The sequence below is a fragment of the Streptomyces sp. NPDC017943 genome, assembly GCF_044328425.1.
In the GTDB taxonomy this organism is placed as follows: domain Bacteria; phylum Actinomycetota; class Actinomycetes; order Streptomycetales; family Streptomycetaceae; genus Streptomyces; species Streptomyces djakartensis_A.
In genome coordinates, this window is the sequence record NZ_JBIRHH010000003.1 from 533,232 (window position 1) to 547,837 (window position 14,606).

14 protein-coding genes are annotated in these 14,606 nt (G+C 74.8%); 7 read left to right on the top strand and 7 right to left on the bottom strand.

Annotated features, from left to right (window positions below; all coding sequences use genetic code 11):
* Window positions 1-10 precede the first annotated feature (10 nt).
* A complete protein-coding gene (locus tag ACH4C6_RS11815) occupies window positions 11-2,356 on the bottom strand; it encodes a hypothetical protein (protein ID WP_398108404.1) in 2,346 nt (781 codons plus the stop codon).
* Between the two features lie 290 nt (window positions 2,357-2,646).
* On the opposite strand from ACH4C6_RS11815, the gene ACH4C6_RS11820 reads away from it, so the two are divergent.
* Window positions 2,647-3,489, top strand: coding sequence for a DeoR/GlpR family DNA-binding transcription regulator (locus ACH4C6_RS11820; RefSeq protein ID WP_398108405.1), 843 nt, complete (start codon window positions 2,647-2,649; stop codon window positions 3,487-3,489).
* Between the two features lie 652 nt (window positions 3,490-4,141).
* Here ACH4C6_RS11820 and ACH4C6_RS11825 read toward each other — a convergent pair.
* Window positions 4,142-5,266, bottom strand: coding sequence for a PLP-dependent cysteine synthase family protein (locus tag ACH4C6_RS11825; protein ID WP_398108406.1), 1,125 nt, complete (start codon window positions 5,264-5,266; stop codon window positions 4,142-4,144).
* A gap of 464 nt (window positions 5,267-5,730) precedes the next feature.
* Here ACH4C6_RS11825 and ACH4C6_RS11830 point away from each other — a divergent pair, with 464 nt between their 5' ends.
* The 5 genes from ACH4C6_RS11830 (at window position 5,731) to ACH4C6_RS11850 (ending at window position 9,118) form a co-directional block, all read left to right on the top strand.
* Window positions 5,731-6,054 carry a hypothetical protein gene (locus ACH4C6_RS11830; RefSeq protein ID WP_398108407.1) on the top strand — a complete coding sequence of 108 codons (324 nt, stop codon included), beginning with the start codon at window positions 5,731-5,733 and terminating at the stop codon, window positions 6,052-6,054.
* A 183-nt stretch (window positions 6,055-6,237) separates the two neighbouring features.
* Window positions 6,238-6,771 (top strand): ATP-binding protein, encoded by a 534-nt coding sequence (locus ACH4C6_RS11835; RefSeq protein ID WP_398108408.1) that lies wholly within the window; start codon window positions 6,238-6,240, stop codon window positions 6,769-6,771.
* A gap of 289 nt (window positions 6,772-7,060) precedes the next feature.
* Complete coding sequence (locus ACH4C6_RS11840; protein ID WP_398108409.1) at window positions 7,061-7,624, top strand: TetR/AcrR family transcriptional regulator; 564 nt, start codon at window positions 7,061-7,063, stop codon at window positions 7,622-7,624.
* A gap of 10 nt (window positions 7,625-7,634) precedes the next feature.
* Window positions 7,635-8,213, top strand: a complete 579-nt coding sequence (locus ACH4C6_RS11845) for a DUF4865 family protein (RefSeq protein WP_398108410.1) — start codon at window positions 7,635-7,637, stop codon at window positions 8,211-8,213.
* Window positions 8,210-9,118, top strand: a complete 909-nt coding sequence (locus tag ACH4C6_RS11850) for a phosphotriesterase (protein ID WP_398108713.1) — start codon at window positions 8,210-8,212, stop codon at window positions 9,116-9,118. Before ACH4C6_RS11845 ends, ACH4C6_RS11850 begins: the two co-directional genes overlap by 4 nt.
* Before the next feature lie 18 nt (window positions 9,119-9,136).
* Here the strand turns inward: ACH4C6_RS11850 and ACH4C6_RS11855 are convergent, their stop codons facing one another.
* The 4 genes from ACH4C6_RS11855 to ACH4C6_RS11870 form a co-directional block, all read right to left on the bottom strand.
* Window positions 9,137-9,559 carry a PPOX class F420-dependent oxidoreductase gene (locus ACH4C6_RS11855; RefSeq protein WP_398108411.1) on the bottom strand — a complete coding sequence of 141 codons (423 nt, stop codon included), beginning with the start codon at window positions 9,557-9,559 and terminating at the stop codon, window positions 9,137-9,139.
* Window positions 9,560-9,579: 20 nt separating this feature from the next.
* Window positions 9,580-10,467, bottom strand: coding sequence for an NAD(P)-dependent oxidoreductase (locus tag ACH4C6_RS11860; RefSeq protein ID WP_398108412.1), 888 nt, complete (start codon window positions 10,465-10,467; stop codon window positions 9,580-9,582).
* Between the two features lie 159 nt (window positions 10,468-10,626).
* A complete protein-coding gene (locus ACH4C6_RS11865) occupies window positions 10,627-11,871 on the bottom strand; it encodes an ROK family protein (RefSeq protein WP_398108413.1) in 1,245 nt (414 codons plus the stop codon).
* Window positions 11,872-11,906: 35 nt separating this feature from the next.
* Window positions 11,907-12,548, bottom strand: coding sequence for an alpha-ketoglutarate-dependent dioxygenase AlkB family protein (locus ACH4C6_RS11870; RefSeq protein ID WP_398108414.1), 642 nt, complete (start codon window positions 12,546-12,548; stop codon window positions 11,907-11,909).
* A gap of 56 nt (window positions 12,549-12,604) precedes the next feature.
* Between ACH4C6_RS11870 and ACH4C6_RS11875 the strand changes: the two genes are divergently transcribed.
* On the top strand, window positions 12,605-13,747 hold the full coding sequence (locus ACH4C6_RS11875) for a methyltransferase (RefSeq protein WP_398108415.1): 1,143 nt from the start codon (window positions 12,605-12,607) through the stop codon (window positions 13,745-13,747).
* On the opposite strand, the gene ACH4C6_RS11880 is transcribed toward ACH4C6_RS11875, so the two are convergent.
* Window positions 13,737-14,597 (bottom strand): ketose-bisphosphate aldolase, encoded by an 861-nt coding sequence (locus ACH4C6_RS11880; RefSeq protein ID WP_398108416.1) that lies wholly within the window; start codon window positions 14,595-14,597, stop codon window positions 13,737-13,739. The two genes, ACH4C6_RS11875 and ACH4C6_RS11880, sit on opposite strands and share 11 nt — an antisense overlap.
* Window positions 14,598-14,606 lie beyond the last annotated feature (9 nt).

Genomic DNA, 14,606 nt, shown 5'->3' on the forward strand with positions numbered 1-14,606 from the left:
CGCCCGCCGCCTAGGCGGCGGGTGGTTCGGGGGTGTCGCGGGGCGGGGGGACTGCCGGCGTGAGCCGGCCCAGCAGCTTGTGGCGCTCCTCGGCGAAGACCGGGTCGGCCCGGTAGTCGGAGTGGCCGAGGATCGGCGCGGGCAGCGGCAGCCGCGCGGTGCGGCCGTAGGCCAGGGGGTCCTTCAACGGGGCGTGGTCGACGGCGGGTCCGCCGTCGCCGGACAGGCGCACCGGGCCGCCGATGGGGTCGGTGAGCCGGTACAGGTTGCGCCAGCAGTCGACCTCGCGGTGCAGGGAGCCGAGCGCGGCGGGCCCGAAGTGCGCCGGGAACCAGCGGCCGTACAACCGCTCCAGGGGTGAGCCGTAGGTGAGCAGCGCGACCCTCCTGCGGGCGGACGGGGCCAGTTGCCAGGCCGCGGCGGCGGCGAGCACGCTGCCCTGCGAGTGCCCGGAGATCACCAGGCGGCCGCCGGTGGCCCGGGTCCAGGTGGCGATGCGCCAGGTGAGGTCGGGCACCGCGCGCTCGGCGTAGCAGGGCGGGGCGAACGGGTGGGCGGCGCGCGGCCAGAAGGTGCCGACGTCCCACAGGATGCCGATGGTGCGGCGTGCGGCGGCGTCCTTGTAGGCGCGCCGGCCCCAGGTGACGAACAGGATGAATCCGAGGCCGATGAGCCAGGAGCCGAGGGCCTCCGCGGTCTCGGCGGCGCCGTGGACGACGGGGTAGGTGCCTTGTGCGGCCTCGCCCGGCGTCCGGTCGGTGGCGAGCGCCCCCACGAGGGCGCCCGCGCCGAGGAGCAGCGTGACGCCCGAGACGACGGCGACGACGCGGGGCCCCCGGTCGGTGAGCGAGGCCATGGCGCGGGTGTAGGCGATACGGCGGGTGCGGGCCCGGTCCTGGACCTCGTCGGGGTAGTCCCGCGCCACGGCGTCCCGCTCCTCGCGGGCCAGGTGCCAGGCCCGCCGGGCCAGCCAGCCGACCAGCCCCAGCAGCACCACCAGCAGGGGCGGGATGACGGACGCCTGCCAGGTCAGCAGCACCGGCGGGCCGGCGATCACCGTGCCCGTCCCGTCCAGCCAGTCGGCCACGCGCTGCGACACGCCCCCGGACATCACCCCGCCCAGCGCGCAGGCCAGCATCGCCACGGCCGGCCCGCCCAGGCCCCGCAGCACGGCCCGGCGGTCGGGGTCGGTGCGGTGCAGGGCATGGGCGACGACGGCCAGGCAGATCACGAGCAGACCCTGGACCAGGGCGATCGCGCCGAAGGTGGTGTCACCGGGCAGCCTGCCCGCCGACCTCCACCCCGGGCGCTCCCAGCCGGCGTAGAGCACGGTGAGGGCGAGCAGGACCAGCGCGACGAGCGGCAGGCGCCGAACGTGGCGTTCGTCGAGCTCCCGGTCGAGGCGGTTCTCGCTGCGGCCGCGACGGCACACCACCCAGACCACCGCCAGGGCGCACGCGGTGAGCGCCGCCTCCAGCGCCAGGCCGAGCAGGTGCAGCACGGCCGGGCCGCCGGGCTCGCGGTCGTGGCGGGCGGCGGCGCTGCCGACGGCGGCGGCGACCGTGACCAGCCCGGCGGCCGTGTGCGCGGCGCGCAGCCGGGCGACCAGCCGGCGCCCGTACCAGAAGCCCGGCCGGGCGAGGGCGGTCGGTCCGTTCTCCTCCTCGGGCTCGGGGGCGCGGGCGGCGGGCGTGTGGGACTCGTAGTCGTTCCAGGTGCGCCGGGACAGGTACCACAGCAGGACGGTCAGGGCGGTGGGGACGGCGGCGGCCAGGGCGAGCCGGCGGCCGGGGGCGCTCCACCAGCCGCCGTCGGAGACCGTGGGTGAGAGGAAGCCGAGCCAGCTGTGGCGGTCGGCGCACGCGGTGGTGCCGGCGCACTGCCATGCCGCGAGGTCCAGGGCGACCTCGCAGGCCGCCGCGACGAGCAGCACCGTCAGGGTCAGGGCCGTGAGCCGCACCAGCAGGCCGTACAGGCGGACGGTGCGGCGGCGGCCGTGTGCGGTGGGGCGCATCCAGTGGGCGAGGTTGACGACCATGAACGGCAGCAGCAGGAGCCACAGGGCGCGGATGCCGTTGCCGGAGGTGAGGTTGCACCACACATAGGCCTCGGGCACCGGTTCCTCGCGGCGGCGGCCGGGGGTGTCCTCGGCGTCCACGTCGTCGGCGCGCCGGAAGACGGCGGCCGTGTCGTCGCCGGTGATGCGCACCGTCCGCGGGTCGTTGAGCATCTCCTGCGGGGTGGTGCCGCCCACGCCGTGGACCAGCAGTTCCAGGGCGGTCTCCCCCGCCCGCTCCGCGGGGCCGCCGGATCCACCGGGTCCACCGGCCGGGGCCTGTTCCTGCGCACGTTCCACTGATTCGCACTTCCCCGTGACGCGCCGTCGGCTCTGTCCGTGCGGGCACAGGATCTCCACTCCCGCGGCGCCCTACACCTGCTGTCACGGAATCTCCCCGTTCCGTGACACGGGTGACGCGGAGGAGGCGTCAGTCATGGCGTGAACGCGACCAGTGGTCGGTGGCGCCGTCCGGACACCGCCGTGCGAGGATGGGGCGTCCGTGCACCGGAGCCCGGGGGGAATGTCCTGGTGGGCGGGGACGCGCGGGGCATGTCGGGCGGCACTGAGGCGAAAGGACCGGAGCGTACGTGAGCGAGAATCAGAACCTCCTCGCGGAGCAGCGGCGATCCCTGATCCTCGACGAGGTGCGCCGCCGGGGCGGTGTGCGGGTCAACGAGCTCACCCGCAAGCTCGGCGTGTCCGACATGACGATCCGCCGCGACCTCGACGCGCTCGCCCGCCAGGGCGTGCTGGAGAAGGTGCACGGCGGCGCGGTCCCGGTGGTCGAGGCGAGCACCCACGAGCCGGGCTTCGAGGCCAAGTCGGGCCTGGAGCTCACCGCCAAGGAGGACATCGCGCGGACGGCGGCGAAGCTGGTCGCGCCGGGCGCGGCCATCGCGCTGTCGGGCGGCACGACGACCTACGCGCTGGCGCAGCAACTGCTGGACGTGCCCGACCTGACGGTGGTCACCAACTCGGTGCGGGTCGCGGACATCTTCCACGCGGCGCAGCGCACGTCGGGTCCGCGCCAGGGCGCGGCGACGGTGGTGCTGACCGGTGGTGTGCGCACGCCCTCCGACTCACTGGTGGGGCCGGTGGCCGACCAGGCCATCGCGGCGCTCCACTTCGACCTGCTGTTCCTGGGTGTGCACGGCATATCGGTCGAGGCCGGGTTGTCGACGCCGAATCTGGCGGAGGCGGAGACGAACCGGCGGCTCGTGCAGTCGGCCCGGCGCGTGGTGGTGGTCGCGGACCACACCAAGTGGGGCAAGGTGGGGCTGAGTTCGTTCGCCGCGCTGGAGCAGATCGACACCCTGGTGACGGACGCCGGACTGCCGGACGAGGCCCGCGGGGTGGTCACGGAGCATCTGCGGCGCCTGGTGGTGGCCGGCGAGCCGGAGCCCGACGAGGACGAGGACGAGGACCTCTGACCGGCCTCCCGGAGAATTTCCGCCCGGCCCTGCGAGGGGCCTCCTCCGGCCGGTAGAGCGACGGAGGGCTGCCCGGTCACGGGGAGACCCCCGACCGGGTAGGGCGACGGGCAGCCCCTCGGGCCAGGCAGAGGTCCGCGACCGGGTGCAGCAACGGACGGCTGCCCGGCCGACGCAGCAGACCACGACCCGTGGGCGACGGACTGCCCACCGGCCACGGCTCGACGCAGAAGGTCCCCAGCAGGCAGCACGACCGATGGTCCGCGCCCATGCGAAGGGCCCTCGACTGGGTAGAGCGACGGACGGCTTCCCGGCCGACGCAGCAGGCCCCGACCCGTGGGCGACGGACTGCCCACCGGCCACGGCTCGACGCAGAAGGCCCCCAGCAGGCAGCACGACCGACGGCTCACGCCCATGCCAAGGCCCGGACCGGGCAGAGCGACGGACGGCTGCCCGGTCACCCAAGACGCCCTAGCGGTCCCCCGCCGGCAAGGCATCCGACCGCTCACCCCATGAGCGCCCGGGCCCCCGGCCGACAACACTGCGCGGCACCGTCCGCCCGTCCCGCCCGGCACGTCGCCGGAAACGGCGTGCGCCCCGCGTGCGCCCCTCCGGCGCCCTGTCCGTTACGCGCGCCGGGCGTTGCCCCGTCTCAGCAGGGCCAGACGCCGGTCTCCAGCAGCGAGTCGATCGCCGCGCTGTACGGCGCGATGTCGAGCCCCTGCGCGGCCAGCCAGGCGTCCGAGTAGTACTTGTCGAGGTACCGGTCCCCGGGGTCGCACAGCAGGGTCACGACACTGCCCCGCTGCCCCTCGGACACCATCTCCGCCACGATCTTCAGCGCGCTCCACAGGCCCGTGCCGGTGGAACCGCCCGCCTTGCGGCCGATGACCCGCTCCAGGGCCCGTACGGCGGCGACGCTGGCCGCGTCGGGCACCTTCATCATCCGGTCGATCGCGCCGGGCACGAAGCTCGGCTCCATCCGGGGCCGGCCGATGCCCTCGATGCGCGAGCCGCAGTCGCACGTGACGTCCGGGTCGCCGGTGGTCCAGCCCTCGAAGAAGCACGAGTTCTCCGGGTCGGCGACGCAGACGCGCGTGTCGTACTGCATGTAGTGCACGTAGCGCGCCAGGGTCGCCGAGGTGCCGCCGGTGCCCGCCGTCGCGACGATCCAGGCCGGTTCCGGGAACCGCTCCAGGCGCAGCTGGCGGAAGATGGACTCGGCGATGTTGTTGTTCCCGCGCCAGTCGGTGGCGCGTTCGGCGTAGGTGAACTGGTCCATGTAGTGGCCGCCGGTCTCGGCCGCGAGGCGGGCGGACTCCTCGTACATCGTGCGGGGGTCGTCCACGAAGTGGCAGCGGCCCGCGTGGAATTCGATGAGGCGGATCTTCTCGGCGCTCGTCGTGCGCGGCATGACGGCGATGAACGGCACACCGATCAGCTTCGCGAAGTACGCCTCGGAGACGGCGGTCGAGCCGCTGGAGGCCTCGATGACGGGCCGGTCCGGCCTGATCCAGCCGTTGCACAGGCCGTACAGGAACAGGGAGCGGGCCAGCCGGTGCTTGAGGCTTCCGGTGGGGTGCGTCGACTCGTCCTTCAGGTACAGGTCGATGCCCCACTGCTCGGGCAGGGGGAACTGCAGCAGGTGCGTGTCGGCCGAGCGGTTGGCGTCGGCCTGCACTCTCCGGACGGCTTCTTTCAGCCACGCGCGGTAGGCGGCGTCACTGTGGTCGACGTCGAGGGTCACGCCGGTGCGGATCTGCTGGGGGGTGCTCACGAGGGTGCTCCTAACGCTGCGCGCCGTCGACGCGTCGCGCGGCCGACACCTCGATCATAAGCACCCGGCGCACGCTTCTCACCTGCATAAACGCATCTTTGAGCCCCCCAAAGCGCCCCCTGGGGCAGGTCCGGTGCAAGGGGGCGCGCACACCTGGGGGCGCATCGGTGGGTGTGCTGCGGGCGCCCCCCGGCCGGGGTCTCGCGGGCACTGGTGCTCGACGCCGGGCAGGGGCAGACTGCACCGCGGGACCGGGACTCCGGGCGGGGTGACGGCGGGGATGGCGACCTGCCGCGGGCACCGCGCCGGAACCGCGTCCCGGGCACGGCGCACCGCCGGAACCTCGGGTGCGCCGGCCGGAGACGGGGACACCCCGGAGGGGCACACTGGATCACGAACGAGCCCGTACCGCACTCCGCGTGGAGCGGGGGCGGTGCGCCGAGACGCACAAGGGGGCGGGTGGCATGGCGGAGCCGGAGTTCAGGGCCACGGGCGTGCGGATCGGCAAGCGGCTGCGCTCGCTCACCCGGGCCGGCCAGGTCCGGATCAGCGACGGCCGGCTCGAGTTGCTGACCAGTTACGGCAGCGAGATCGACAGCGCCCCGGTCCAGGCCGTCCGCGCCTCCAAACCCTGGTTCGGTCCCGATGACCGGGCCACGGCGGATCTCAACGGCAACCGGTACCTGCTCACCCTGGGCGATCACGACCCCGCCCCGGGCGAGCCGGGACCGCCGGCCGCACGGCGCTTCATCGAAGCCGTGCGCCGGGCGTCGGGGCGAGACGACTGAGATGCACGCGAGTTGCGGTACCTCACCCCTTGCGCCACTCTGGTCTCACGTCACTCTGGGTTTACCGGCGATAACGCTGCGAACCAGCCCGCCGGCCACGACAGCGGGCGAGAGTGTCACGAAGACGCCCTGCTGGATCCGAACTCCGTGTTCTTCCGGACCTCACGTCGGGGAGTCGCAGCCGTGATCAGCATTCCGAGCAGGCACTGCACGGTGGAGCTTCAGGCCCTGCCGTCGCGGATCGGCCAGGTCCGCAGAATCGTATCTGCGCAATTGCGCTACTGGCATCTGGACGCCCTGATCGACCGGGCCTCGCTCGGCGTGACCGAGCTGCTGTCCAACGTCCACCGCCACGCACAGCCGGACAAGACGTGCACCGTCGAGATAGAGCTGCTGCTCGACCGGCTCACCGTCTCGGTACGCGACGGCGACCCGCGGATGCCCGTGGTCGACGACGCCGAACCGCTGGCGACCTGCGGGCGCGGGCTCGCCATGGTCGCCGCCATGAGCGAGAGCTGGGGCGTCCGGCCCGACGGCGAGTCCGGCAAGGTCGTGTGGTTCACCCTGCCGACCGCCTCCACCGCCCTCGCCACGCCGTCGCGCCGCTCGCGCCACGCCGTCAAGGAGAAACCGGTGCGCAGGTTCGCGGAGGTCGGGCACGCCACCGACGGGCTTCTGCCCGACCATGCTCCCGCCCGGTCCGCCGTTGCCGGTTGACCGGGCGGTGACCACCGTTCGCACGACGGCCGCCGGGTGGCGCACGCCGCGCACCGGTTGACGCGCCCAGCGGGCGCGCCACCGGGGCGTGCGCCACCCGGCGGCGGCGCGCCCGGCCCGGCCCGGTCGCCGCATGGCTCCCCACCCCGGGCGGCCTCCGAACTCCCGGCGACCCAGCACCCCCGGCGATCGCGGCGACCCAGCACCCCCGACACCCCCGGTGACCCCGGCGGTGTCCCCTCGAGCAACTCCCTCGACTCTGTACCTACTGGTATGTACAGTAGGCCCCGTGAGCACTTCTGAGCGGCTGATCGAGTCGACGCGCGCACTGCTGTGGGAGCGCGGATACGTGGGCACCAGCCCCAAGGCGATCCTGGAACGGGCGGACGCCGGACAGGGCAGCATGTACCACCACTTCAAGGGCAAGCCCGACCTCGCGCTGGCCGCCATCCGGCGTTCGGCCGAGGAGATGCGCAGCACCGCCGCCGGGATCCTCGACGGCCCGGGCACGCCCTCCGAGCGTGTCGAGGCGTATCTGCGGCGGGAGCGGGACGTGCTGCGGGGCTGCCCGGTCGGCCGGCTGGCCATGGACCCGGACATCGTCGCAAGTCCCGAACTGCGGGCCCCGGTGGGCGAGACGCTCGACTGGCTGCGCGGACGGATTGCCGACCTCGTCGAAGAGGGCAAGGAGCAGGGCCAGTTCGCGCCCGTCCTGGACGCCTCGGAGATCGCCGCCGCCGTCGTCGCGACGGTGCAGGGCGGCTACGTCCTCGCCCGGGCCTCCGGCTCCCCCGCCGCGTTCGAGGCAGGCGTGCGCGGACTGCTCTCCCTGCTGACACCGCCGACCCCCTGAGGACTGCGCCGTGCATGCCATGCAGTACGAACTCACCCTGCCCGCGGACTACGACATGGGCATCGTCCGTGACCGGGTGGCCCGCCGGGGACACCTGCTGGACGACTGGGACGGACTCGGCCTCAAGGCCTACCTGATCCGCGAACGCGGCGTGCACGGCTCGCCCGTCAGCCAGTACGCGCCGTTCTACCTGTGGAACACCGTCGAGGGCATGAACTCCTTCCTGTGGGGCGGTGGTTTCCAGGGCGTCAGCGACGACTTCGGACGGCCCTCGGCCCGTCAGTGGACGGGCCTGGCGTACCAGGAGGGAGCGGGCACGCACGCGCGCTTCGCGGTGCGCCGGCGGCACGGCTTCCCCGCCGGGGAGCCCTTGGCCGAGGTGGCCCGGGACGCGGCGGACGAAGCCCGGCGGCTGGCCGCGGAGGACGGGACCGTGCTCGCGGCGGCGGCCGTCGACACGAGCCGCTGGGAGCTGCTGCACTTCTCCCTCCGTGAGCACGCGGCGGCCGGCGCCGGCGACGAGGTGTTCGAGGTGCTGCACCTGTCGGCGCCCGGACGCGGACTGCTGCCCCGGGGCCGTCAGTGGTGACCACCGTCCGGACGGTCCTGGGGGACGTGTCCCCCGGCGACCTGGGGGTGTGCGACGCCCACGACCACCTGTTCTTCGGCACCCCCGTGCTGCCCGGCCAGGAGCTGCGCAGCCGGGCGGCCGCGCGAGCGGAGCTGACGGCGTTCCGGGAGCTGGGCGGCGGGACCGTCGTGCAGTGGACCCCGTACGGGCTCGGGCGGCGGGCGGCCGACCTTCCGCCGCTGTCCCGCGAGACGGGTGTGCACGTGGTGGCGGCCACCGGCCTCCACCAGGCGGTGCACTACGACGAGGACACCCTGGCCCGGCTCCGGGGACGGCTGGCCGAGGTCTTCGTGGCCGAACTCACCGAGGGCATCGGGACGTCGGGGGTGCGGGCGGGCCTGATCAAGGTCGCGGGCGGCTTCCACGCCCTGGACGCGCACGCCCGCTGGACCATGGGGGCGGCGGCGGAGGCGCATCACGCGACGGGCGCGACGATCGCCGTGCACCTGGAGCTCGGCACTGCGGCGCCGGACGTGCTCGACCTGCTGTGCGGGGAGCTGGGTGTGGAGCCGCACCGGGTCGTGCTCGGGCACCTGAACCGCTCCCCCGACCCCGTGGTGCACCGGCACGTCGCGGAAACCGGCTGCTACCTGGCGTTCGACGGCCCGTCACGCGCCCACCACGCCACCGACTGGCGGATGCCCGACGCCGTGCGGGCCCTCGCCGACGCCGGGTTCGGCGACCGGCTGCTGCTGGGCGCGGACACCACGACGGCCGCCGCCCGTTCGGTGGACGGCGGCCCCGGTATGCCTCACCTGCTGCGCCGCGTCCGGCCCCGGCTCGTGCACGCGGTGGGCGAGGAACTGGTCGGGCGGATCCTCACGGAGAACCCGGGGCGGGCGTTCGCGGTGCCGTGGCGCTGAGCACCGTGCCCGTCCGTCTCAGCCGCCGGGCTGGTCGCTGTCCTTCATCGAGCCCCAGCCGTGCCAGCGGTCGACCTCCACCCAGGCGCTGACCCGCGGCCGTTCGCGGTCCGGGTAGGGCCCGCCGGTGTAGTGCCGGGCGAGGAGGTCGATGTCCGCCAGGTCCTCGTCGTCGTAGATCTCGGTGACCCGGCCGATGAGCGTGACGTGGGTGTACCAGTCGTCCCCGGCGAGGACGGTGAGGGTGACGCGCGGGTCGCGGCGCAGGTGCTTGAGGCGGACGCGGCCCGCGTCGAGGTTGATCAGTGCCCGGCCGTCCTTCCAGGCGTACCAGGTGGCGGTGGTCACCGGCGCTCCGTCGGAACGCAGCGTGGCCATGACGCACGGGTTGGGCCGGGCGAGCAGGGCCTGGGCCTCGGGCGGCAGCGGCGGCTTGGACATGCGGGAACCTCCTGGGTCTGTCAGCGGGAGTGGTCGTCGAAGCTGGCGAAGTAGGCGGCGGCCATGTCCTCGTCGGCGTGGCCCTGCGCGGCGGCCCGCTCCAGCCGCTCGGCGGTGGCCGCGGCGACGTCCAGGCGGACACCGTTGTCCGCGCCGGCCCGGGCGATGAGGCGGGCGTCCTTGGCGGCGGTGCCGACCGCGAACTGGGGCGGGGTGAGCCGGTCCTCGAGGATGAGGCCGGACTTGGCGCGCAGATGGCCCATGTCGAGCGGGCCGCCGGCGATGAGGTCGAAGAACGCGTCCGGGTCGACGTCCAGGGCCTTGGCGAGTGCCAGGCTCTCCCCGGCGGCGGCCGTGACGGCGAGGACCCAGCTGTTGGCCACGAGCTTCAGCCGGGTCGCGCTGCCCGCCGACCCGTCCTCGCCGGTCCACACCGTGCGGGCGCCCACGGCGTCGAACACCGGCGTCACCTTGTCCCGGCCGCCGGCCGGCCCGGCCGCGAGCACGGTCAGCTGCCCGTCCTCGGCCGGCTTCCGGGTGCCCAGGACGGGCGCGTCGTAGAAGAGCAGCCCGTGCTCGCCGGCCAGGGCGGCCAGAGCGGCGACGGCCTCGACGCCGGCGGTGGTGGACTGCACCCAGGCGGTGCCGGCGCGCAGGCCCGGTGCCGCCTCGCGCACGGTCGCCTCGGTCACGGGTCCGTCGTGGAGCATCGTGAGGACGACGTCGGCGTCCCGGACCGCCTCGGCGGGGGTGCCGGCGACGTGCGCGCCCTCGGCGGCGAGCGGTTCGGCCTTGGCCCGGGTGCGGTTCCAGACGCGCACGGTGTGCCCCGCGCGGGCGAGGTTGCGGGCCATCGCCGCGCCCATGATGCCGGTGCCCAGGACGCTGACGGTGAGCTGGTCGGTCATGGTGTCGACTTCCTCGGTGGTGCGGTCGGGTGTGCTGCCCGCGGGACGGGCGTCGTCCGGTGAACGGGTCCCCCCGGCGCGGGGATCATGCACGGCTTGCGCAGGCGGATGCGGCTCCCGGGTGCGCCGGAGGGCCGTCACCCCTGCCGTGCCGGGCCGTCACCCCTGCCGTGCCAGGGCCCCGAGGGGATCGTCCAGGACCGGCTGCCAGGCCAGTTCCGCCGCGCCGACCAGGCTGTTGTGGTCGAGGGTGCACGCCAGGATGGGAACGCCGCCGCTCTGCCCCCACAGACTGCGGTCGGCGACCACCGCGCGCAGGCGGGCCGGGTCGGCGTCCAGAAGGGTGCGGTGCAGGCCGCCGAGGATGATGCGGTCCGGGTTGAGGATGTTGACCAGCCCGGCCAGTCCGAGCCCCAGGCGGTCGATGAGGGCCTCGGTGGCGGTGCGGACGGCCGGGTCGTCGTAGTGGTGGCGGATCAGGTCGATCGACTGCTGGAGCAGGGACACCTCGGGGCCCGGGGCGCGTCCCGCCTCCGTGAGGAAGGCGAGCGGATCGGTCTCCACGTCGAGGCAGCCGCGGCTGCCGCAGTGGCAGGGGCGGCCCTCGGGGTGCACGGTCAGGTGGCCGACCTCCAGGGCGAGACCGGAACTGCCGCGGTGCAGACGGCCGTCGAGGACGAGGGCGCCGCCGACGCCCCGGTGGCCGGTGGCGACGCACAGCAGGTCGCGGGCGCCGCGGCCGGCGCCGTGCCGGTGCTCGGCAAGCGCGGCGAGGTTGACGTCGTTCGCGGCGAACGCGGGCCCGCCGAGGCCCGCCGCGCGCACCTGCTCGGCGAAGATGTCCCGCACGGGCGCTCCGGCGGGCCAGGCCAGGTGCAGGGGGTTGAGGGCCAGTCCGTCGGGTTCGGCGACGGCGGACGGCACGGCCAGGCCGGCGCCCACGCACCGCCGTCCGGTCTCCCGCAGCAGCTCGGCCCCGGCGGTGACGACGGAGGCCAGGACCTTCGCGGGGTCGGCGTCGACGGTCTCGCAGCCGGGCGCGGTGGCGACGATCCGGCCGCCGAGCCCCACCAGGGCCGCGCGGAAGCCGTCGGCGTGCACCTGCGCGGCGAGCGCGACGGGCCCGTCCTCGGCGACGGACAGGCGGTGCGAGGGCCTGCCCTGCGAACCGGCAGCGGCGCCGGGGCGGGCGTCGACCCGGATCAGGCCGAGCGCCTCCAGTTCGGCGGCGACCGCCCCGGCCGTCGCGCGGGTCACCCCGAGTTCGGCGGTGAGCACGGCCCGGGTGGGCGCCCGTCCGGTGTGCACGAGCTCCAGCGCGGGTCCGAGCGCCGCGCGCCCCCGGTCGAGCCGCGTCCTCGTGGTGCTCCCGTCCCCCGGCCGGGGGTCCGCCTTCCCGCTCATGAGGGCGAGTCTCCCATGATCCGCCGCGTCGGCCGCTACAGGCCGCTGACCCGCAGCGTGATGTTGAGCCGCCCGCTCAGGCCGAGCCCGGGCGGTGCCGTGCCCGGGTGGATGCGGGGCACCCCGTGGTGGGCGAGCCGGGAGGGGCCGCCGAAGACGAACAGGTCGCCGCTGCGCAGCTCGACGTCGGTCCAGGGCCGGTTGCGGGTCTCGGTGTTGCCGAAGCGGAAGACGCAGCTGTCGCCGAGGCTCAGCGAGACCACGGGCGCGTCCGCCTTCTCGTCGCTGTCGCGGTGCATGCCCATGCGGGCGTCGGCGTCGTAGAAGTTGATCAGCGCGATGTCGAAGGCGGGGTCCGGTCCGCCGAGGGTGTCGCGGACCGCGCGGCGGCCCAGGTCGCCCAGGAGGGGCGGGAAGGGTTTGACCGGGGCGCCGTCCCCGTCGGCGACGGTCCGGGCGTAGCGGTAGGGGTACCAGTGCCAGCCCAGGCACACCTGCCGGGCGCTCATCGTGCCGCCGCCGGGGGTGCGGACGGTGCGCAGCCCGGCGGGCGGCCGGGCCCAGGCGCGGCAGGCCTCGACCAGCTCGCGCTGGTCCCGCGCGTCCAGCCAGCCGGGCACGTGCACCGCTCCCGGGGCGATCTGCGCGCGCTCACGGGGGAACAGCTCGGCGTCCATGCCCTCCATGGTGCCCGACCAGGGGCGACGAGCCGCTCGGCTAGCCTGGTCGCACGATGGACGACCGTATGACGACCCCGTGGGGCGAACTGGCGCTGACCCGTTTCCCCGAGGACCCGCGTGACCGGCTGCGCGCCTGGGACGCCTCCGACGCGTATTTGTTGAGGCACCTGGCCGGGGAGCAGGTGCCGCTGTCGGGGAACGTCGTGGTGGTCGGTGACCGGTGGGGGGCGCTGGTGACGGCGCTCGCGGCGCACCGGCCGGTCCAGATCACCGACTCGTATCTGACGCAGGAGGCGACGCGGGCCAATCTCGCCCGGGCCGGTGCCGTGCCCGGGGCGGTGCGGCTGCTCACCACGCAGGATCCGCCACCGGAGCGGGTCGACGTGCTGCTGGTGCGGGTGCCGAAGAGCCTGGCGCTGCTGGAGGACCAGTTGCTGCGGCTGGCGCCGGCCGTGCACGCGGGGACGGTCGTGGTGGGCACGGGCATGGTCAAGGAGATCCACACCTCGACGCTGCGGTTGTTCGAGCGGATCCTGGGACCGACCCGCACCTCCCTCGCCGAACAGAAGGCGCGCCTGATCTTCTGCACCCCGGACCCGGCGCTGGAGCGGCCCGCGGGTCCGTGGCCCCACGTGTACGCGCTGCCGGACGACGCCGGGCCGGTGGCGGGGCGCACGGTGGTCAACCACGCCGGGGTGTTCTGCGCCGACCGGCTGGACATCGGCACGCGCTTCTTCCTGCGCCACCTGCCGCCGGGCCGGGGCGGCCGGGTGGTGGACCTGGGGTGCGGCAACGGGGTCGTGGGGACGGCGGTGGCGCTCGCCGACCCGGGCGCCGAGGTGCTGTTCGTGGACGAGTCCTTCCAGGCGGTGGCCTCGGCGGAGGCGACGTACCGGGCCAACGGCGTGCCGGGGCGTGCGGAGTTCCGGGTCGGGGACGGGCTGGCCGGGGTGGCGTCGGGCAGTGTCGACCTGGTGCTCAACAACCCGCCGTTCCACTCCCACCAGGCGACGACGGACGCCACGGCCCGGCGGATGTTCACCGGGGCGCGGCGCGCGCTGCGGCCGGGCGGTGAGCTGTGGGTGGTCGGCAACCGTCATCTGGGCTACCACGTCACGCTGCGCAGGCTGTTCGGCAACAGCACGCTGGTCGCGAGCGACCCGAAGTTCGTGGTGCTGAAAGCCGTCAAGCGGTAGCGGCGCCGAGGGTCCGCAGGGTCCTCGCCACCGTCCGGGTCATCGCCTCGCGCGCCACGGTCAGGCAGCCGCGCGGGTCGACGGCGTCGGGGTGCGCGGCGAGGGCGTCGCGGACCGCGCCGGTGAACGCGATGTTCAGGGCCGTGCCGATGTTGACCTTGGTGATGCCCCCGGCGATCGCGGCCGTGAGTTCGCCGTCCGGGACGCCGGAGGAGCCGTGCAGGACGAGGGGCACGTCCAGGGCGGCGGACAGGCGTTTGAGCAGGGCCTGGTCGAGGGCCGCGGTGCGGGTGGTCATGGCGTGGGAGCTGCCGATGGCCACGGCCAGGGCGTCCACGCCCGTGTCGGCGACGAAGACGCGCGCCTCGTCGGGGTCGGTGCGGGCGCCGGGGGCGTGGGCGTCCAGCGGGGCGCCGCCGTTCTTGCCGCCGATCCGGCCGAGCTCCGCCTCGATCCACAGGCCCCTGGAATGGGCCCAGTCGACCGCGGCCCGGGTCGCGGCGAGGTTCTCGTCGTAGGGCAGGCGGGCCGCGTCGTACATCACGGAGCTGAAGCCGGCGTCGGCGGCCTGGTGCAGGAGGGCGTCGCTGCACACGTGGTCCAGGTGCAACGCGACCGGCACGGCGGCCTGTTCGGCGCAGGCGGCGGCGGCGCGGGCCAGCGGGAGCAGCCGCCCCCCGTGGTAGGCGACGGCGTTCTCGCTGACCTGGAGGACGACGGGGGTCCGTTCGGACTCGGCGCCGGCGACGACGGCCTCGGCGTGCTCCAGCGTGATGACGTTGAACGAGGCGACGGCCGAACGGGTCGCGGCGGCGCGGGTGACGAGTTCGCCGGTGGTGGTCAGGGGCACGGGGTCTCC